Origin of the sequence: Acidovorax sp. SUPP1855 (assembly GCF_030158955.1) — a bacterium.
Taxonomy (GTDB): Bacteria; Pseudomonadota; Gammaproteobacteria; order Burkholderiales; family Burkholderiaceae_C; genus Paracidovorax.
Map to the genome: position 1 here is coordinate 24184 of NZ_BQXI01000003.1, position 20221 is coordinate 44404.

18 protein-coding genes and 1 tRNA gene are annotated in these 20221 nt (G+C 66.4%); 13 read left to right on the forward strand and 6 right to left on the reverse strand.

The features are described 5' to 3' along the window. Positions 1-43: 43 nt before the first annotated feature. Positions 44-1105, reverse strand: coding sequence for a response regulator (locus AVMA1855_RS03295; RefSeq protein ID WP_502870257.1), 1062 nt, complete (start codon positions 1103-1105; stop codon positions 44-46). 11 nt (positions 1106-1116) lie between these two features. Further along, positions 1117-4779 carry an ATP-binding protein gene (locus AVMA1855_RS03300; protein WP_284424593.1) on the reverse strand — a complete coding sequence of 1221 codons (3663 nt, stop codon included), beginning with the start codon at positions 4777-4779 and terminating at the stop codon, positions 1117-1119. A 134-nt stretch (positions 4780-4913) separates the two neighbouring features. Between AVMA1855_RS03300 and AVMA1855_RS03305 the strand changes: the two genes are divergently transcribed. From AVMA1855_RS03305 to AVMA1855_RS03340, 8 genes are all read left to right on the forward strand, one after another. Then, on the forward strand, positions 4914-5216 hold the full coding sequence (locus AVMA1855_RS03305; RefSeq protein ID WP_092745910.1) for an urease subunit gamma: 303 nt from the start codon (positions 4914-4916) through the stop codon (positions 5214-5216). A gap of 53 nt (positions 5217-5269) precedes the next feature. Further along, positions 5270-5875, forward strand: coding sequence for a HupE/UreJ family protein (locus AVMA1855_RS03310; RefSeq protein WP_284424594.1), 606 nt, complete (start codon positions 5270-5272; stop codon positions 5873-5875). 48 nt (positions 5876-5923) lie between these two features. Then, the gene (locus tag AVMA1855_RS03315; RefSeq protein WP_272564743.1) at positions 5924-6256 is read left to right on the forward strand and encodes an urease subunit beta; all 333 of its coding nucleotides are present in this window, start codon (positions 5924-5926) and stop codon (positions 6254-6256) included. A 50-nt stretch (positions 6257-6306) separates the two neighbouring features. Then, positions 6307-8049: an urease subunit alpha gene (gene ureC, locus AVMA1855_RS03320; RefSeq protein ID WP_284424595.1), complete on the forward strand. Its 1743-nt coding sequence runs from the start codon at positions 6307-6309 to the stop codon at positions 8047-8049. 8 nt (positions 8050-8057) lie between these two features. Then, positions 8058-8723: an urease accessory protein UreE gene (ureE, locus tag AVMA1855_RS03325; RefSeq protein WP_284424596.1), complete on the forward strand. Its 666-nt coding sequence runs from the start codon at positions 8058-8060 to the stop codon at positions 8721-8723. An 11-nt stretch (positions 8724-8734) separates the two neighbouring features. Continuing rightward, positions 8735-9481, forward strand: coding sequence for an urease accessory protein UreF (locus AVMA1855_RS03330; protein ID WP_284424597.1), 747 nt, complete (start codon positions 8735-8737; stop codon positions 9479-9481). Further along, entirely contained in the window at positions 9478-10149 is a 672-nt protein-coding gene (gene ureG, locus AVMA1855_RS03335) for an urease accessory protein UreG (RefSeq protein WP_284424598.1), read from the forward strand. Before AVMA1855_RS03330 ends, ureG begins: the two co-directional genes overlap by 4 nt. Positions 10150-10197: 48 nt before the next feature. Beyond that, positions 10198-10285: transfer RNA gene (locus AVMA1855_RS03340), tRNA-Ser, on the forward strand. A 218-nt stretch (positions 10286-10503) separates the two neighbouring features. On the opposite strand, the gene AVMA1855_RS03345 is transcribed toward AVMA1855_RS03340, so the two are convergent. The 4 genes from AVMA1855_RS03345 to AVMA1855_RS03360 form a co-directional block, all read right to left on the reverse strand. After that, a complete protein-coding gene (locus tag AVMA1855_RS03345) occupies positions 10504-11412 on the reverse strand; it encodes a glutaminase (RefSeq protein ID WP_284424599.1) in 909 nt (302 codons plus the stop codon). A 116-nt stretch (positions 11413-11528) separates the two neighbouring features. Continuing rightward, positions 11529-11711, reverse strand: a complete 183-nt coding sequence (locus AVMA1855_RS03350; RefSeq protein WP_349817085.1) for a chemotaxis protein — start codon at positions 11709-11711, stop codon at positions 11529-11531. A 70-nt stretch (positions 11712-11781) separates the two neighbouring features. Then, on the reverse strand, positions 11782-12648 hold the full coding sequence (locus tag AVMA1855_RS03355) for a formyl transferase (protein WP_284424600.1): 867 nt from the start codon (positions 12646-12648) through the stop codon (positions 11782-11784). Positions 12649-12669: 21 nt separating this feature from the next. Continuing rightward, positions 12670-14394 carry a cyclic peptide export ABC transporter gene (locus tag AVMA1855_RS03360; protein ID WP_284424601.1) on the reverse strand — a complete coding sequence of 575 codons (1725 nt, stop codon included), beginning with the start codon at positions 14392-14394 and terminating at the stop codon, positions 12670-12672. Positions 14395-14812: 418 nt separating this feature from the next. On the opposite strand from AVMA1855_RS03360, the gene AVMA1855_RS03365 reads away from it, so the two are divergent. From AVMA1855_RS03365 to AVMA1855_RS03385, 5 genes are all read left to right on the forward strand, one after another. Beyond that, a complete protein-coding gene (locus AVMA1855_RS03365) occupies positions 14813-15754 on the forward strand; it encodes an alpha/beta hydrolase (RefSeq protein WP_284424761.1) in 942 nt (313 codons plus the stop codon). Positions 15755-15915: 161 nt separating this feature from the next. After that, a complete protein-coding gene (locus tag AVMA1855_RS03370; RefSeq protein ID WP_284424602.1) occupies positions 15916-16965 on the forward strand; it encodes a GNAT family N-acetyltransferase in 1050 nt (349 codons plus the stop codon). Between the two features lie 11 nt (positions 16966-16976). Further along, entirely contained in the window at positions 16977-18275 is a 1299-nt protein-coding gene (locus tag AVMA1855_RS03375; protein WP_284424603.1) for a lysine N(6)-hydroxylase/L-ornithine N(5)-oxygenase family protein, read from the forward strand. Positions 18276-18483: 208 nt separating this feature from the next. Continuing rightward, the gene (locus tag AVMA1855_RS03380) at positions 18484-19083 is read left to right on the forward strand and encodes an RNA polymerase sigma factor (RefSeq protein ID WP_284424604.1); all 600 of its coding nucleotides are present in this window, start codon (positions 18484-18486) and stop codon (positions 19081-19083) included. Positions 19084-19094: 11 nt separating this feature from the next. Next, entirely contained in the window at positions 19095-20129 is a 1035-nt protein-coding gene (locus tag AVMA1855_RS03385) for a FecR family protein (protein ID WP_284408309.1), read from the forward strand. The last annotated feature ends 92 nt before the right edge of the window (positions 20130-20221 follow it).

Sequence of the window (20221 nt, forward strand, 5' to 3'; positions counted from 1 at the left end):
ACGAAGCCGTCTCCAGCTACACGAATTCAACCGGCCTCCCCGCTCAGCCCTCGAACTGCGGGTGCGTCTGCCGGATGCGCGCCATGGCGATGCCGGCCGCGGCGGTGCGCGTTTCCACGCCCAGCTTCACGTACACGCGCTCCAGGTGCTTCTTGACCGTGGCGGGGCTGGCGCCCAGGATGTCGCCGATGTCGCGGTTGGTCTTGCCCTTGACGAGCCAGTACAGCACCTCGGCCTCGCGGGCGGTGAGCTTGAACGACAGGCCCATGGCTTCGATCACGGCGGCGTCGGACACCTCGCGCATCACGATCAGCCAGTCGCCGCCGCCTTCGCTGTCGCCGGTCTGCTGGTGCAGGCTGAACGACAGGCGGCGCGCGCCCTGCTCCACCACCAGGCGCGGCGGCTCCAGCTGCTGCGCGGCCAGATCGGCCAGGCGGGGCAGCTGCGACTGCAGCCACTCGGTGACCGGCGCGGGGGCGAAAGCGGGCACCGGCAAGGCCTCGCCCGCCGCGCCGGTGGCCGCACCGCCACCGAAGTAGCCGTGCAGCAGCTCGCGCGCCAAGGCGGTCTGCCACATGAGCCGGCCGTCGCTCGCGCGCACGGTGATGCTGGCGTAGCCGAAGGCGTCGAGCGCGTTGCGCGCCTGGCCGGCCTGGCGGATCTCCTGGCGGGCGCGGCGCGCGCCCTGCAGGTGCACGTTCATGCGCGCGAGCACCTCCTTGGGCTTGATGGGCTTGGTCACGTAGTCCACGCCGCCCGCGTCCAGCGCGGCGACCAGGTGCTCGGTCTCGGTCAGGCCGGTCATGAAGATGATGGGGATGTGCGCGGTGGCCGGCAGGCCTTTCAGCCGCCGCGCGACCTCGAAGCCGTCCATGCCCGGCATCATCGCGTCGAGCAGCACCACGTCGGGCAGCGCCTGCGCCGCACGCGACAGCGCGGTCTCGCCATTGGTGGCCACGAGCACGGTATAGCCGGATTCGTCGAGCGCGTCGTGCAGCACGGCGAGGTTGTCGGGCACGTCGTCCACGATCAGCACCACGTCGGCGCGGGTGCGGTCGAGCGCCTGCGCGGTGGCATCCAGGGGCAGCACATCGGTGGGGAGCATGGCGGTCGCGGTCATGGGGAAGGAGGATGGGATGCGGCGGCCTCGGCCACCATGCGGGCGATGGCCTCGAAACGGAACTGCCGCGCATGGTCGCGCGCCTCGCCCACCCAGGCCGCGCACCCGGGCTGCGCGGCCTCGATGGCGCCCAGCTGGTTGAGCACGCCGCGGTAGTAGCCCAGCTCGACGGCTTCGGACAGGGCCGGCAGGCGGGACGGGTCGGGCAGCGCCTTGGCGGCGGGGGCCCGGGGCGGCTCCGAGGTCGGGCCCGGAGCGGGTGGCGCGGTCGGCGCCGGCACATCCTCGATCCAGGCCAGGGCCAGGCGCCGCTCCAGCCAGTCCAGCAGCTCGCTGTGGCGCACGGGCTTGACGATGAAATCCTCGGGGCGGATGCCCACGTCGTTCTCCAGCCCCTTGTCGAAGGCGTTGGCGGAGACCACGGCGATGTGCGCGGGCGCCTGCGCGCCTTGCACGGCGGCTTCGAGCTGGCGCAGGCGGCGGATGGTCTCCCAGCCGTCGATGCCCGGCATGGCGAGGTCCATGAACACCGCATCGGGCCGGTAGCCGGCCGCGATCAGGTCCAGCGCGTCGTGGCCGCTGGCGGCGGTGCGCAGGGTGAAGCCCAGCGGCGCGAGCAACTGCACCAGCAGCTCGCGGTCGGCCTCTTCGTTGTCCACCACCAGCAGGCGGCGGCGCGGGCCGGCGTAGCCCCGGCGCGGCGCGCGCAGGCGCGCGGGGCCCAGGGCCTCACCCACTGCGCCCGGGTGCACCTCGGGCAGGAACAGGCGGATGCGGAACAGCGCGCCCGCGCCCGGCGTGCTGGTCACCGTCATCTCGCCGCCCATCAGTTCGGTGAGCATCTTGGCGATGGTGAGCCCCAGGCCCGCGCCAGGCGCGGCGCCCTGGCTGCTGGCCGCGCCGCGCGCGAAGGGCTCGAAGATGCTGGCGCGCTCGGCCTCGGTGAGGCCCGGGCCGCTGTCCTCGATCTCGATCAGGGCCAGCTCGCGCGCGTGCCGCACCGACAGCCGCACATGGCCGCTGGCGGTGAACTTGATGGCGTTGCCGATGAGATTGATGAGGATCTGGCGCACGCGCTTGTCATCGCCGCGCACCCACTCGGGCAAGGTGCCCTGCGGCTCGAAGCGGAACGCCAGCCCCTTGGCGCGCGCCTGCGGCTCGAACATGTCGCACATCTCGTGCAGGCAGTCGGCAAAGCGCATGGGACGCACCTGCAGCGTGAGCTTGCCGCTTTCGATGCGGGCGATGTCCAGCGTGCCTTCGATGAGCGACAGCAAATGCTCGCCGCCGCGGCGGATCACGCTCACGGCCTGCTGGCGGTGCGGCGGCACGGCGGCGTCCTCGCCCATGAGCTGGGCATAGCCCAGGATGCTGTTGAGCGGCGTGCGCAGTTCGTGGCTGATGGCGCTGATGTAGCGGCTCTTGGCCTGGTTGGCCTGGTCGGCCAGCAGCCGGGCGCCCTCGGCCTCCTCGCGCGCTTCCTCGGCCACGCCGCGCGCCTGCTCGGCCTGCGAGCGCGCGTGCTCGGCGATGCGGCGGGCCTCCTGCAAGGCCTGGTCGGTCTGGCGGTGCAGGTGGATCTCGCGCTGCAGCAGGTGGGTCTGGCGGTTGGATTCCTCCTGCGCGACCTTGCGGCTCTTGTGCGCCAGCACCAGCCACCACGCCACGATGCCCGAGATGACCAGCAGCGCCAGATAGGCCTTGAGCAGCCCCGATCGCAGCGCGGCATGCGTGCCGAAGCCGGCCCCCGTGCCCGGGCCGCTGTCGGGCGCCAGGGGGGTGAGCGTCTGCAGCTCCTGGTGGTAGAACAGCCCGAACACGGCGGCCAGCAGCGGCGCGATCACCAGCATCAGCAGCAGGAAGTGGCCCAGGCCCGTGTCGAGCATGCGCCACACCCGCCGCGGCAGCACCCAGCGCAGGGCCGCGCTCCACTGCACGGCCAGGTGCGCGTGGGGCTTGCACATGTCGCCGCAGCGCGCATCCAGCGTGCAGCACAGCGAGCAGATGGTGCCGCGGTAGGCGGGGCATTGCGCCATGTCGGGCGCCTCGTACTCGCGCTCGCACACCACGCAGCGCTGCACCGCCCAGGCCCCGGGCGTGCCCACGGCCGGCGCCTGGGCACCGGCGGGCCGGGCCAGGTAGTAGCGCCCGCGCGTGGCCCAGGCGATGAGCGGCGCCGCGACGAAGGCCGTCACCATGGCGATCACGGCCGAGAACGCCTGTGCCAGCGGCCCGAACAGCCCCAGGTGCGCCACGATGGACAGCCCCGAGGCCAGCGCCATGGCCCCCACGCCCACCGGGTTGATGTCGTACAGGTGCGCGCGCTTGAACTCGATGCCCCGGGGCGACAGGCCCAGCGGCTTGTTCACCACCAGGTCGGCCACCACCGCCATCATCCAGGCGATGGCGAGGTTGGAGTACAGCCCCAGCACCTGCCCCAGCGCCTTGAACACGTTCATCTCCATGAGCATGAACGCGATGAGCGTGTTGAACACCACCCAAACCACCCGCCCCGGGTGGCTGTGGGTCAGGCGCGAGAAGAAATTGCTCCACGCCAGCGAGCCGGCGTAGGCATTGGTCACGTTGATCTTGATCTGCGAGACGACGACGAACAGCGCCGTGGCCGCCACCGCCCAGCCGTAGTGCGGGAACACGTATTCGTACGCCGCCAGGTACATCTGGTTCGGGTCCACCGCGCGCTCCAGGGGCACCATGTGGCTGATCGCCAGGTACGCCAGCAACGCGCCGCCCAGCATCTTGACCACGCCCAGCACCACCCAGCCCGGCCCGCCGGCCAGCACCCCGAGCCACCAGCGCCAGCGGTTGGCCGGCGTGCGCGCGGGCATGAAGCGCAGGTAGTCGGCCTGCTCGCCCATCTGGGTGATAAGGGCGATGCCCACGGTGAGCGCCGCACCAAACAGGGGCAGATTGAACGTGGAGACCGCACCGGATTCCCCGCCGTAGTGCATCACCCCGGTGAATGCACCAGGATCGCGCGCCAGCACGTACACGAACGGCACCACCAGCATCACCAGCCACAGCGGCTGCGTCCACACCTGCAGCAGGCTGATGGCCGACACCCCGTGCGTGACCAGCGGGATCACCGCCAGCGCGCAGATGAGGTAGCCCCAGCGCGGCGGGATGTCCAGCGCCAGCTCCAGCGCATAGGCCATCACGGCCGCCTCCAGCGCGAAGAAGATGAAGGTGAAGGTGGCGTAGATCAGCGAGGTGATGGTCGAGCCGATGTAGCCGAAGCCCGCCCCGCGCGTGAGCAGGTCCATGTCCACTCCGTAGCGCGCGGCGTACACGCTGATCGGCAGGCCCGCCAGGAAGATGATGAGCCCCGTGGCCACGATGGCCCAGAAGGCGTTCAAAAAACCGTACTGCACCAGCAGCGTGGCGCCCACCGCCTCCAGCACCAGGAACGAGGCCGCGCCGAACGCCGTGTTGGCCACCCGCCATTCGGACCAGCGCCGAAAGCGCTGCGGCGTGAAGCGCAGCGCGTAGTCCTCCATCGTCTCGGTGGCGACCCAGCTGTTGTAGTCGCGGCGCACCTTCACCACCTGCTGCGGCACGGCGGCCAGGTGGTCGGCGGGCGCCGGCGAAGAAGGGGCCGGGGAAGGGGCCGCGGGGGCGATGGCGGGGCTGGCGGGCGTCATGGGGGCAGGGGCGCGGGGTGCAGGTTCCATGCCACGCGGTGCCACCACCGCCATCCGGCGTATGGACGGGCATGGCGATTGCTGACTACCATGCGGCATTCCCTCCCCTTTGCCCTCCCACCGCCCGCTGCGCCATGGAACTCACCCCCCGCGAAAAAGACAAGCTCCTGATCTTCACCGCCGCGCTGCTCGCCGAGCGGCGCCGCGCGCGCGGACTCAAGCTCAACTACCCCGAATCCATGGCCCTCATCAGCGCCGCCGTGATGGAAGGCGCGCGCGACGGCAAGACCGTCGCCCAGCTCATGAGCGAGGGCCGCACGGTGCTCACGCGGGCCGACGTGATGGAAGGCGTGCCCGAGATGATTCCCGACATCCAGGTCGAGGCCACCTTCCCCGACGGCACCAAGCTGGTCACCGTGCACCAGCCCATCGTGTGACGGGTTTTGAACCAAATCCCTCTCACGCCCTAGTACCTATTTCCCTTGATGCTATGAAAAAAGAAGCAAAAACCCGCTCCTTCGTCTCCGCCGCCGCGCTGCTGCTGTTGCCCGCCCTCGCCTTCGCCCACCCGGGCCATGGCGCGCAGGACGCGCTGCATGCCGACGCCGGCTTCCTCGACGGCCTGGTCCACCCGTTCACCGGCCTGGACCACCTGGCCGCCATGCTGGCCGTGGGCGTGTGGAGCGCACTGGCCGTGCGCCCCGTGTGGCTGGCGCCCGCCGCCTTCGTGGCGCTGCTGGTGGCAGGGGCCACGGCCGGCTTCCTTGGCGTGGCGGTGCCGGCGGTGGAGCCGATGATCGCCGCCTCGCTGCTGGTGCTGGGCCTGCTGGTCGCCTGGCGCCGCCATTTGGCACTGCCGCTGGCCGCGGGGCTGGCGGGCGCGTTCGCGTTCTTCCACGGCGCGGCGCACGGCACCGAACTGGGCGGCAGCGGCCAGTGGCTGGCCCTGGCTGGCATGGTGATCGCCACCGCCGCGCTGCACGCCGCCGGCATCGCCCTGGGCCATGCCGTGGTGGCGCGCCACCGCTGGCTGGCCGTGGCGGCGGGCGCCTCGACCGCGCTGCTGGGCGCCACGCTGCTCGTGCGCATGGCCTGAGCGGCCCAACGCATCGACCACTGCACCATCCCACTGCGAGCCCACCCCATGATCCCCGGCGAACTCCTCATCGACGACGGCGAGCACGCGCTCAACACCGGCCGCCGCACCCTCACCCTGGTGGTGCGCAACACCGCCGACCGGCCGATCCAGGTCGGCTCGCACTACCACTTCGCCGAGACCAACGGCGCGCTCGGCTTCGACCGCGACGCCGCGCGCGGCATGCGGCTGAACATCGCCAGCGGCACGGCGGTGCGCTTCGAGCCCGGCCAGCAGCGCACGGTGGAGCTGGTGGACTACGCGGGCGACCGCACGGTGTACGGCTTTCGGGGCCTCACGCAGGGGCCGCTGGGCGAGCCGCCGGCCCCGGCCGCCGCCTGAACACCGACCCCATCCCTTTTCGAACCGCCCGAGAGCTGGAGAGCATTCCCATGGCCACTGTGTCCAAACGCGCCTATGCCGAGATGTTCGGCCCCACCGTCGGAGACCGCGTGCGCCTGGCCGACACCGGGCTCATCGCCGAGGTGGAGCAGGACTACACGCTGCGCGCCGGCGCCTATGGCGAAGAGGTGAAGTTCGGCGGCGGCAAGACCATCCGCGACGGCATGGCGCAGGGCCAGCGCACGCGCGACGGTCAGGGCACCGGCCCCACGGCCGGGGGCCCCATGGACACGGTGCTGACCAACGCGCTCATCCTGGACCACTGGGGCATCGTCAAGGCCGACATCGGTTTGAAAGGCGGGCGCATCGCCGCCATCGGCAAGGCCGGCAATCCCGACACGCAGCCCGGCGTGGACATCGTCATCGGCCCCGGCACCGAGATCATCAGCTGCGAGGGCAACATCGTCACCGCGGGCGGCATCGACAGCCACATCCACTTCATCTGCCCACAGCAGATCGAAGAGGCCCTGGCCTCGGGCGTGACCACCATGCTGGGCGGCGGCACCGGCCCGGCCACCGGCACGCTGGCCACCACCTGCACCTCGGGCCCCTGGAACATCGAGCGCATGCTGCAGGCGGCCGACGCCTTTCCCATGAACCTCGGCTTTCTCGGCAAGGGCAACGCCAGCCTGCCCGACGCGCTGCACGAGCAGATCGACGCGGGCGTGATCGGCCTCAAGCTGCACGAGGACTGGGGCACCACGCCGGCGGCCATCAGCAACTGCCTGGACGTGGCCGACGCCACCGACACGCAGGTCGCCATCCACTCCGACACGCTCAACGAGAGCGGCTTCGTCGAGAACACCATCGCCGCCGTGGCGGGCCGCGGCATCTGCGCCTTCCACACCGAAGGCGCGGGCGGCGGGCATGCGCCCGACATCCTGCGCGTGGTGGGCGAGGCCAACTTTCTGCCGTCTTCCACCAACCCCACCATGCCCTACACGGTGAACACGCTGGACGAGCATGTGGACATGCTGATGGTGTGCCACCACCTGGACGCCTCCATCGCCGAAGACCTGGCCTTCGCGGAGAGCCGCATCCGCAAGGAAACCATCGCGGCCGAAGACGTGCTGCACGACCTGGGCGCCATCAGCATGATGAGCAGCGACAGCCAGGCCATGGGCCGCGTGGGCGAGGTCATCCTGCGCACCTGGCAGACCGCCCACAAGATGAAGGCGCAGCGCGGCACGCTGGACGGCGACACCGCGCGCAACGACAACACGCGCATCAAGCGCTACGTGGCCAAATACACCATCAACCCCGCCATCGCCCACGGCATCAGCCACGAGGTGGGCAGCCTGGAGGTGGGCAAGTGGGCCGACATCGTGATCTGGAAGCCCGCCTTCTTCGGCGTCAAGCCCGCCATGATCCTGAAGGGCGGCTTCATCGCCATGGCCGCCATGGGCGACCCCAACGCCTCCATCCCCACGCCGCAGCCCGTGCACTACCGGCCCATGTTCGGCGCCTTCGGCGGGGCGCTGGCCCGCACCTCGCTCACCTTCGTGTCGCAGGCCGGACTGGCCGCGGGCATTGGCGAGCGCTTCGGCCTGGCCAAGCAGCTCAGCGCCGTGCGCGGCGTGCGCGGCGTGCGCAAGCAGCACATGGTGCACAACCACTACACGCCGCGCATGGAGATCGACGCGCAGACCTACACCGTGCGCGCCGACGGCCAGCTGCTCACCTGCGAGCCCGCGACCGTGCTGCCCATGGCGCAACGCTACTTTCTGTTCTGATCGCACGCATGCTTCAAGTCTCCAAACTCATCGCCCAGGGCAAGGGCCTCGCGCCCGTGCTCGTCAAGCGCGCCGCCACCCTCGAACTCGACTGGGACACGCGCCAGAAAAGCCGCTTCGCCGCCACCGACTCCACCGGGCGGGAACTGGGCATCTTCCTGCCCCGCGGCACCGCCGTGCGCGGCGGCGACGTGCTGGTGGCCGAGGACGGCGCCCTGGTCCGCGTGATCGCCGCGCCCCAGGCGGTGTTGCGCATCACGCACTGCACCCGCCACGGCACCGCTTTCGATCTGACCCGCGCCGCCTACCACCTGGGCAACCGGCACGTGCCCATCGAACTCACGCCCACCCACCTGCAGATCGAGCCCGACCACGTGCTGGCCGACATGCTGCGCGCCATGCACCTCATCGTGAACGCCATCGAAGCCCCCTTCGAGCCCGAGGGCGGCGCCTATGCGGCGGGCGGGCACCATGGGCACGGACACCACGGCCATGACCACGGTCACGAACATGGCCACGACCACGCGGCCCCTTCGCACGAGGCCACCGCCCCCGCGCACGGCGATGGGCATGACCATGGGCACCGCCATGCAAGCCATGGCCACGATCAGGGCGATGCGCACGCCCATGACCATGACCATGCGAAGTGCGATCACCCGCACCACAACCATTGATTGACGCAGGGATGACGGCCCCCGACTGCACCGCGCCCGAGTCCGTCGCCGCCGCACCCACGGCCCTGCCCGCCGCCAGCCTGCTGCAGCTCATCTGGCTGGCCTCGCCGGCGCTGCCGGTGGGCGGGTTCTCCTACTCCGAAGGGCTGGAAGTAGCGGTGGAGCGCGCTGGCGTCACCACCGAAGCCGCTGCCGCCGAATGGCTGGCCGCGCAACTGCAGCTCACTCAGGCGCGCGGCGACATGGCCGTGCTGCAGCAGGCCCTGGCCGCCTGGCGCGCCGCCGACCACGCCCGCGTGCGCCAATTGAACGACTGGGTGCTGCAAACGCGCGAAACCAGCGAAATGCGCCTGCAGACCGAGCAGATGGGCCGCTCGCTCGCCGACTGGCTGCGCAACCAGTACGCGGGCGACGCCGCCCGGCTGCAAGACGTGGCCGCGCTCGCCGCCCTGCCGCCCACCCCCACCTACCCTGTCGCCTTCGCCCTGGCCGCCGCCGGCACCGAAGCCGGCGCGCGCGACGTGCTGCTGGCCTACACCTTCGGCTGGGCCGAGAACATGGTGCAGGCCGCGCTCAAGGCCGTGCCCCTGGGCCAGAGCGCCGGCCAGCGCATCCTGGCCCGGCTGGCCGCCGCCATTCCCGCCGCCACCGACGCCGCGCTGCACACCGGCGACGCGGACCGCCAGGCTTTCTCGCCCATGCTCGCCATCCTGTCGGCGCAGCATGAAACCCAATACTCCCGCCTCTTCCGATCATGAACACCACCACCACCGGCAGCACCACCGCACTGCACCACATCCCCCACCGCACCAAGCCCCTGCCCCCGCTGCGCGTGGGCATCGGCGGCCCCGTCGGCTCGGGCAAGACCACCCTGCTGGAAATGCTGTGCAAGGCCATGCGCGACAAGCACGACCTGATCGCCATCACCAACGACATCTACACCAAGGAAGACCAGCGCCTGCTGACGGTGAGCGGCGCCCTGCCTGCGGAGCGCATCCTGGGCGTGGAAACCGGCGGCTGCCCCCACACCGCCATCCGCGAAGACGCCTCCATCAACCTGGAGGCCATCGACCGCATGCTGGCGCAGTTTCCGAACGCCGACGTCGTCTTCATCGAAAGCGGCGGCGACAACCTCGCGGCCACGTTCAGCCCCGAGCTGAGCGACCTCACGCTCTACGTGATCGATGTGGCCGCGGGCGAGAAGATCCCCCGCAAGGGCGGCCCCGGCATCACCAAGAGCGACCTGTTCGTCATCAACAAGACCGACCTGGCCCCGCACGTGGGCGCCAACCTGGACGTGATGGCCGCCGACACCACGCGCATGCGCGGCACCAAGCCGTTCGTGATGACCAATCTGAAAACCCTGCAGGGGCTGGACGAGGTGGTGGCCTTCATCGAGAAGAAGGGCCTGCTGCAGGCGGCCTGATGCGCGGGGGCGGGGTGTGGAGGCCGGATAGAATACGCGCCAGTTTGCGGAGACTTGGGTGAGCGGTTTAAACCAGCAGTCTTGAAAACTGCCGACGGGCAACCGTCCGTGAGTTCGAATCTCACAGTCTCCGCCACAACAAAAAGCAGCACCCCATGCATTGGGAACTTGAAGCATGACTTGCACTCAGCGCGCGGGTGCAAACTTCAAGGTCAACGGCCTGGTGAGGGACCTCTCATCTTCGTAGGGTGATCGGATCAAACATGGTCTGGCACGGCCGGTGCGATGCCGCTCGCCGTCCATGGCGCAGGGATGAACCAGACGAAGGTTCAACCCGTTGGCTTGCGGTTTTCGTCATGAAAAAACCGTTCTGTCCAGTTCGGGAGCAACGAGCTCGATGGCTTTCAACCCCGCGACAGAGTTTCCCTTCTCGTCCAATGGCGGCGACCAGGAGCACACCGCGCCAAACCGGGGAATCACGGCGAGGACGCCACCACCGACTCCGCTCTTGATCGGCAACCCTATGCTGAATGCGGTTTCACCGGACGCTTCGTAGGTCCCGCTGCTCATCATGAGCGCGCACACCTGCTGGGCCTGGCGGGCTTCCAGGACCTTGCGCATGCGCAGGTCAGCACCGCCATTGGCAAGAAACAGCGCGGCCACCGCCAGGTCCTTGCAGCTGGCTGCGATCGCGCACTGGGCGCAATACGCCTTCACGACGTCCTCGACCGGGTTGCGGAAATTGCCAAAACTCTTCATCAGGTGCGCGGCCGCCAGATTTCTGTGCGCGCAGGCGAACTCGCCCCTTGCCACATCGAGGTCGTACTGCAGCGCCGCATTGCCCGAAAGATCGCGCAGGAGCGACAGCACGGCCAGTTCCATCTGGGTGTTGCGGCTGCTGAGCATGTCGGACACCGCCAGCGCCCCGGGATTGAGAAACGGGTTGCGCGGCTTGCCTTCCTCCAGTTCCAGTTCGATGAGCGAATTGAACTGGTTCGAACTAGGCAGTCTCCCCACACGCGCCCAGAGTTCATCGTCCTTCAGACGCATCGCCAGGGTGAGCGCAAACACCTTGGAAATGCTCTGGATCGAGAATGGCTGGTCAGAGTCGCCGGCTGCGTAGATGTCGCCCTCCAGCGTGGCAATGGCGATGCCGAACTGCGAAGGTTCTACATCGGCCAAACCGGGGATGTAGCTGGCCACGCGGCCCGTGCGGGCCAATGGACGCACCGCGCTGGCGATGCGCTCGAGAAGATTCTGCATTCGGACAATTTGAAAAGTGCGGCGCCCCCCCGGTGCAAAGCCCCCATACCGGCAGGCATTGCGCAGACCGACAAGCGCGCGGTGGCTGGCCCCGCAGGTCCGGACTGTCCCGCCGCTCAAGGCGCCAGGGTGAGGCGGTTCAGCGCAGGGGGTGGATACGAGGGCGCCAGGGCCACGGGAAGAACGCCAGGCTCGAGCTTGAACACCGTCACCGTGCGCGACAGCGCCTGGGCCTGCCCTCTCAGGCCCGCCGCGGTCGCCGAGGATTCTTCGACCAGGGCGGCGTTTTGCTGGGTCATGTGGTCCAGCTGGGTGATCGCCCGGTTGATTTCGCCAATCCCGCTCGATTGTTCATGCGCACGCGTGATGTCAGGCGTTCTCAATCTCTGAATGCCTTGCATGGCCTTTGCGATGCTGCCCAGCCAATACTTCCAGCCCCTGCTGAAGCGCAGGAAACAAGCTGTTCGTGAAATTGTTCCAGCGAAGCTCAAGGATGGTGTCGGCTGGGTCAATATCAGTCTTCAGAACGTCGGAAATGACCTCGCCTGAATCAATGCCGTTGTCCACGTAGTGACACGAAGCACCAGTCATCAGAAGTGGAGGCACTGCCCGCGTTTCCATCGAGGTCCAATCCACGACTTCAAGACCACGAGCACCGTACAACGCATCGAGCGTCGCACATGCACCACGGCGCTCATACGGAGATTCCAGCCGGGTGATGCCCGGGTGGATATTGACGATCTTGCGATGGAACGGTGCACCAGGACGCACCAGCCGATCGAGAATGACCAGCAGACCATCGAGCAACACCAGTTCAGCCCCCAGGTCGATCAGCTTGTCCTGCAGGTTTTTCTCGAACGCCTGTTTGCCAGTCCCGCGTTCCGGGGCATGCAGTGGCTCCCGTCGATAAGAAGAAGGGATCGCGTGCAGGAGATCGTTCACTCTGCGCCCCTGGATCGATAGCTCTGGGGGATAGAACCAGCGCCTGTCAGGCCGATACGCAAAGCCATAGTCCCGAAGTTTCTCTCGGTCGCGTGGCGATTCCTCGTCATCGTCGTAAATCACGGCTTCCAGGCTGTATGCATCTCCCAGTGCGGTCCTTTCGAGCGCCTCCCCCAGATACTCCAGTGGTGACTTCATATACCTGAGGCCGCCTTTGTAGGGGACATGCTGCCCAGCCTGATCGGCGGCGGCGTTTCTCAGGGACCAGATATAGACAAGCTTGGTCTTGGGCATGTTCATGCGATCAGAAGCAACTTAGACGGTAATGAGGGCGTCATCGCCCACATGCTCATCGGTCTCACTGGCCCCTGCTGTCCCCTTGATCTTCTGGATTTTTTCTTCCTTGACCTGCCCCGCTCGCATGCACACGAGTCGATCGGCCAGATGAAAGTAGCGGTCGTCGTGCGAAATCACCACCAGCAAATGCCCCTTGGCGCGCAACTCCGGCAACAGTTCGGTATAGAACAGATGGCGGAAGGTAGGGTCCTGATCAGCGGCCCATTCATCGAACACCAGCACCGGCCGGCCCTCCAGGTAAGCATGCACCAGCGCCAGCCGCTTGCGCTGTCCAGTGGACAAGTCGATCGTGCTGAAAGAACCGTCCTTGACGCTGAGCTTGTGGGCAATCTCCAGCCGCTCCAGATACGGCAGCGCGGCCTGCGGCAGCGCCTCAACCTGAGCTCCATCCCCACCTGCCACCAGATCCTCGAACAGGTAGAAATCGGAAAACACCGTGGTGAACAGTTGCCGATAGTCGTCGCGCGTCTGCGGCGTGACCGCCTTCCCATCGAGCAATATCTCGCCAGCCTGCGGTGCGTACAGCCCGAGCAGCAGCTTGATCAATGTCGTCTTGCCAGAGCCGTTATCCCCGACAACGAATACCAGTTCGCCTTTGCGCAGTTGCAGATCGATCGGACCCAACTCAAAGGGATCGCCTCCCTCGGCTGCGTCAAAGGCGTAGCGCACGCCGCGCAGTTCGATCCCCGCCTTCAAATCGACTTCACTGGGATCTCGGTCCAGGTGCAAATGCGGCTCCGGACTCGCGAAGCGCGCCGACAGGTCTGCAATGCGTTGAAACGCCACCTTGGCCCGCCCTATGCCCGGAAGGGAGCCTGCGATCTGGTCCATCGGCCCTTTGAGAAAGAGCAGCACCAGCACGAACCCGCTGAGCACCGCGGGCTCCATGGTGCGGAAGGCCGCCCAGCCAAGGATCAAGGCGATCAACAGGAAGAACAGTGCCGAGCCGAAAGCGGTCGCCAACACATAGGTATTGATAGCGCGCCGATTGATGTCCCTGATCGCATCGACAGTACGCTCGATCTGTTCGCCGAAGATTCGGCGACGCCGAGCGCGGTGCATGCGCAGTTCTTTCGCACCCTCGCTGATTCCCCGGTAGGCCTTATGCAGTTGTTCCTCATGATCACGCGCCTTCCAGAAGCCGGCGACCCCGCGCGATTGCGCCATGACTTGAATGGTGATGCCAAAAACCAGGGCAATCACCAGCATGCCGAACAGCGGCAAGGACAGCACGGCCAAATAAATCAGGCAGCCCAGTGCGATGGCCATGGAGATCACGGTAGAGGCCAGCGCGAAGGCGACGTCGCTGATCATGTCCACGTCCTGCGTGAGGACAGGCATGAGGCGGTGGGTGCGATAGCGCTCCAGCGCATCGATCGGTGCGGCCAGGATCTTCTGTGCCAAGCTCTTGCGCACTTGAGCCACCAAGCGCTGCCCCACCAGATTGGTGGAGATATCAGAGGCGGCACGGCCCGCCAGCGCAGTGGCGCACAAGGCAATGAATGTCAGCAACAGCCCGCCCGCCATCCCTCCTGGGCGATTGAGGACCTGGTTGATGGTTGCCAGCAATGCAACCGTCGCAGCACCCGCGAGAATGCCCGCGATCGCCGACAAGGCGATCCATGGCAGGAATGGCTTGAGCAGGCGGGTAATCTCCGCTGTCCGGCTGGTTGAGTTTTCCATACGGTTTTCCTTGGCGCCTCACGGACGCATCGATTGGCGACTCCAGCCTCCGACGGACCGGTTCTCGGGTATGCACAGGTAACTACTGACGGCTGACTGCCAAGCGCTCGGCAGCGCAGAGCAACCCATTCCTGCAAGACGTTCGAGATCGAAGAATGTTCAGCCGCCCCCGCAGGAACAGCGGCACGCCATTGCGGACGCACGATCTGCCGCTAATGCAAGGCTAGGCAGTCCTGGCAGGCGTTGTGCGGCACAGGAGCTTCGATCTCACCACCACTCACAGCGGCCCCTTTTTGGCCATCTGCGAACTGCCCCTCTCCACACCGAGAACTCCTTGAACCTTGAACAAATCCAGCCCTGATGCGTCATCAGGGCTGAAAGCAATGCCCTCGGCTTTGCCTGCTTGACCAAGGACACCATGCCCCTGCATCCCGATCTCGAAGCATTCCTCGAACTGGCCAATGCGCCATCCTCCGGACGGCCAAAAATGCACCAGATGACGGCGGAACAAGCGCGCGCAGCCTATGACCGCTCCACGCTCGCACTGGACCAACCCGGCAATGAACTGCCGATCAAGATGCTCGAGCTGCCGACCCGCGACGGCTCGAAGCTTCCTGCCAGGCTGTACCGCGGATGCGCGGCCGACTCCCCAGCGCCAACACTGTTGTTCTTCCATGGCGGTGGCTATGTGCTGGGCGGCCTCGATTCCCACGACAGCCTTTGCCGCGATCTAGCGCATGGCACCCCGTGCAACGTGATAGCGGTCGATTACCGACTGGCTCCAGAGCACCGCTTTCCCACGGCCTTTTTTGATGCCCAGGACGCCCTGGCATGGTTGAGAGTTCATGGCCCCGAACATGGACTCGACGCCCGGAAGCTGACCATCGGAGGCGACAGCGTGGGCGGCACGCTGGCGACCGCACTGTGCATTGCCGAGCGGAATGCACAGCGCCCACAGCCCATACTCCAAATGCTGCTCTACCCCTGTACGGCCGCCCGGCAAGACAGCGCTTCCCATGAACGCCTGGCGTCCGGCTACCTGCTGGAACGCGAAACCTTGGACTGGATGTTCGGCCAATACCTGCGCAGCGATACGGACAGACGGGACTGGCGCTTCGCGCCGCTTGAGGCCGAAGACCTGGACCGGTTGGCACCAGTGCACCTGGTCCTTGCCGAGTACGACCCGCTGATGGATGAAGGCAAGCTCTATGCCGAGCGACTAGAGGCCGCGGGCGTCGGTGTGAGCCTTCATATCTATAACGGCATGGTCCACGATTTCGCGCGTCTGGGGTGCATCACTGAAGAGGCCGACACGCTGCGGCATGACCTGTGCCAGGCGCTCGCACAGGCCTTTCGGTAACCATCCAGTCCGCCGCATGGAGCAGCCGGCGGCATGAACGTTTCGCAGCCTTGCGCGTCTCGTCCTTTATGAGGCAGCAGTTTCACCCCGATCGGAGTACTCCACCTGAAAGAGTCCATGTGCATCCAGTCGAAGCTCCATCCATTCCATCCCTAGCTCCAATGCGCCAGACCAGCCAACGGCACATCGCCTATGCCGATGGAAAAACGGCCATCGTGCAATGCGAGGACGATAAGCTGCGCCTGGATTTCAAGGATGGGCACGCACCAAGCCTCTGGAAACTGAACCCGACAACCCACCCCCCGTGCCTGCAATGGATGGGGTCATGCTCTGCCGCTCCAAACGCCACCGAGTCGCTGGCAGCTCTGGAGGCGGCCTTCCAACTCCATCCCGAGGCCATCGAATTCAGGCTGTCCATGCCACAGTTGGCACCGGGTCTGCGTGATGGCATCGTGGATTTGAGCCCCAGCCGCCCTCCCCGGGTCGCTAGGTCGGTGCTGTGGCAGCAGCAACGGCTATGGCTGCCGCAACCTCGGCCACCGTATGCACTGCATTACAAGATGACCGGAGAGCGGCGACATCCGGTGCGGCCAGCCCATCCCCAGAACACGGTATACCGGCGCTTCATTCCCTGGCTGGGCCGAACCTTGAGCCTGCGCACCGTGGATCCCGATGCCGACCTTCCCACCTTCCACCGCTGGATGAACGATCCCACGGTAGCCCATTTCTGGGAGGAAAGCGGCGACCTCGGCCATCACCGCGCATATCTGCAGCGCATTGCCGGTGACCCGCATGCGGTAGGCCTCATCGGCTGCTTCGACGGCCAGCCCTTCGGCTACTTCGAGGCCTACTGGGCCAAGGAAGACCGCATCGCGCCGTTCTATGACGCCGGCGACCACGACCGCGGCTGGCATGCACTGGTGGGCGAGGCCGAGTTTCGCGGTCAGCCTTATCTCACGGCTTGGCTGCCGTCACTTTCGCACTACCTGTTCCTCGACGACTGCCGCACGCAGCGCATCGTCGTCGAGCCACGCTCCGACAACTTGAAGATGCGAAAGAACCTGCCGCGCTGCGGCTATGCGCTGCTCAAGGAATTCGACTTTCCGCACAAACGTGCCGTGCTGGGAGTCCTGCTCAGGGAACGCTTTTTCGCAGACGCCTTATGGATACCGCAGTCCGACGCAGCCGCGCCGGACGCATCGACCCAATGAAAGGACTTTCCATGCAAATCCACCCGCTGATAGGCATCGGCTTCGGCCCCTCCAACATTGCACTGGCCATCGCCCTCAAGGAGCGCGAATCCGCCACGCATGCCATGCATCCTCTCTTCATCGAAAAGCAGCCGCGCTTTGCCTGGCACAGGGACATGCTGCTGGAGCAGGCCCACATGCAGGTCTCCTTTCTCAAGGATCTGGCCACGTTGCGCAATCCCACCAGCCGCTTCACCTTCATCAACTACCTTCATGAGAAGGGCCGGTTGCAGGACTTCATCAACCTCAAGACCTTCTTCCCCAGCCGCCACGAGTTCAACGATTACCTGGGCTGGGCTGCCTCCAAGTTCGAGGACCGCTGCGTCTACGGCCAGGAAGTCATCGAAGTGCTGCCCGAAAAGCGCGACGGCAGGGTCGAACTGCTGCGCGTACGCTCACGCGATGCGGCCGGCAATGTGCACGAGCGACTGGGCCAGAACCTGGTCATGAGCATTGGTGGCACGCCCAGCATTCCCGAGCAGTTCAAGCCCTTGCGCGGGAACCCTCGCGTCTTTCACTCCAGCGCCTACCTGCGCAGCATTGCCGAGCATCCCAAACCACTGCGCATCGCTGTCGTTGGCGCGGGACAGAGCGCCGCCGAGATCTTCATGGATCTGCATGGCCGCTACGCCACCGCCGAGATCGACCTCGTCATGCGGGCCCGCTCCATCCGTCCGTCGGACGACAGCCCCTTCGTCAACGAAATCTTCAATGCCGACTTCGTGGACCATGTCTACAGCCGCCCCCATGACGAACGCGGCGCCTTGCTGCGCGAGTTCTGGCACACCAACTATGCCTGCCCCGATCTGGAACTGATCGAGAACATCTTCAAAGTGTTCTACGAACAGAAGGTCACGGGCGATACGCGCCACCGCTTCCTGCGCCGCAATGAGGTGCAGGATGTACGAGCCGCCAGCGATGGCATCCATCTCGGGCTGCGGGACCTCAACAGCGGCATCCACCATGCGTCACGCTATGACGTGGTGGTGCTGGCCACCGGTTATGCGCGTGATCACCACAAGACGTTGCTGGACCCGCTGGCACCGTACCTGGGAGATTTTTCCGTCAGCCGTGACTACCAGCTCAGGACCACGCCGGACTTTCGCCCGGCCATCTTCCTGCAGGGCGCCTGCGAAGGCTCCCACGGGCTCAGTGACACCCTTTTGTCGGTCACCTCGGTGCGCACCGGAGAGATCGGTGAAGCCCTGCTGGCTGCACAAGCAGAACGACCGGATGTTGCGCGCAAAGAACAGCTGGCGCTGCAGGACTGAAAGATCACATGGGGCATGATGGGCGCACGAATCTCCCATGCCATAATTTGAATGCAAACCATTTGCATTTGAATCGCCTGCGCCGCTGAATTCCATATCCGTTGCTGCATGCCTCCGGCTCGCCCGGAGCTGCAGAATCCGATAGGCCCTTCTCTGCACGGACCCAGGGGTTCCAACCCATCGTCCTTGCAGAAAGGCAGGTATCCGGATGCGTGACCTGATCCAGGAACTCGTGGTTCACTATGGCGATCTGCGCCGCCAGCTCACGCGCGATCTCAGGGATCCGCACTATGCAGCCGACATTGCGCAATCGAGCTTCGAGCGGGTCTATGTCCACGCCATGGGCCTGCGCAGTGGCAGACAGGCCAAAACGCCGCCGAATGCAGGCATCGAATCCCCGCGCGCCCTGCTCTTTCGCGTGGCCCGCAATCTGTGCATCGACGATGCGCGAAAGCGCAAGACCGCTCAGGAATGGACGCGCCAGCAAATGGTGCTGCAGCACAGTGCACCTTCGAGCGAGTACCTTGCCGCCCAAAGTCAGATCCTGAACCGCGTTGTCGGAGTGCTGGAAGGCCTGCCGCCGCGCCGGCGCGAAGTTTTCATTCTGTTCCGCGCCCACGGCTACACGCGCGCTGAAATCGCCGAGCAGCTCAACATCACGGAAATGGCTGTCGCCAAGCACATGGTGCGTGCCACGCTCGATTGCTCGCGTGTGCTCGCCCAGCTGCGTTTGGAACTGTTGGAGGATCAAAGCATGGCCAGTGCCATGGATTTCGACAACAGTACACTGAGCGACGATGCCTCCTGACCCCCTTTCCCATGGCGAATGCACCTAGCGAGCGCATGGTCGAGCATGCGCTGACGCTGATCGTTCAAAGCGAAATTGCGCCCGTCCCGATCGCCGACCAGGCCCGCCTGATCCTTGGCGAATGGCGCGAGAAATCGGCCCGGCACGACGCCGCCGCGCACGAGGCGCATCTGCGCTGGACGATGCTGGGCGGCATGTCCAACGGGCTGCGTGAGCAATTCCAGGAGTCAGCGATGCTGGCTGGCAACGCCGACCGCTCTGCGGGCTTGCGGCAGCGCCGCAAGCTGCTGCGATCCATTGCAGGACTGCTGTGCACCGGTGTACTGGCAGGCCGCGGAACCTATTGGTACTGGCAGCAGCCCGTGCACACGGCGTCCTACACCACTCGCAGCTCCCAGCTTCTCAAGGTCACACTGGCCGACGGCGAGGTTTCTCGCGAAGCCAGCCGCGTCGAGCTCGCACCCCGAAGCGCCATCGCCGTCACCCTGTACCGCCAGCGCCGCAGCGTGTCCATGTCGGAGGGCGAGGTGCGTTTCGACGTGGCCCCCGATCCCGGACGGCCCTTTGAGGTCGTGACACGTGAGGCCCGCATCGAGGTCATAGGCACGGTGTTCCACGTGCGCGACCGCGGCGGCCAGGTCACCGTGGGCGTCGAGCATGGCCACGTGAGGGTGCGGGTGATGGGCAAGGATGCACAGGATTCGGCTGCCGCAACCGCACCGGTGCTCGACATGCTGCCCGGGCAGATCCTGGACATCCGCAATGGCCAGCCTGGGGCTGTCCGCCAGGCCGATGCCACGACGTTGTCGGCGTGGCGAGAGGGCTGGCTGGTCTTCGAAGACACCCCGTTGGCCGAAGCCCTGGCCACGGTCAACGCCTATCGCATACAACCCATCGAGGCGGCCGACGCTCGTGTGGCGGCGCTGCGCCTCACCGGGCGTTTTCGTGCCAAGGATTCCGCCGGCCTGCTGGCCGTGCTGCCCTCGATCCTGCCGCTGAAGGTGCGGATGCAGGCCGATGGCAAGGTGCAGTTACAAGCGCTCTGAACGGCTTCTCCGAGACCATCCTGCAGTTTCCAAAAAAATGGGGGCAGCCTGTCTCCATTTTCCAGGCCCATACGTCTTCGCAGTGCGGCATG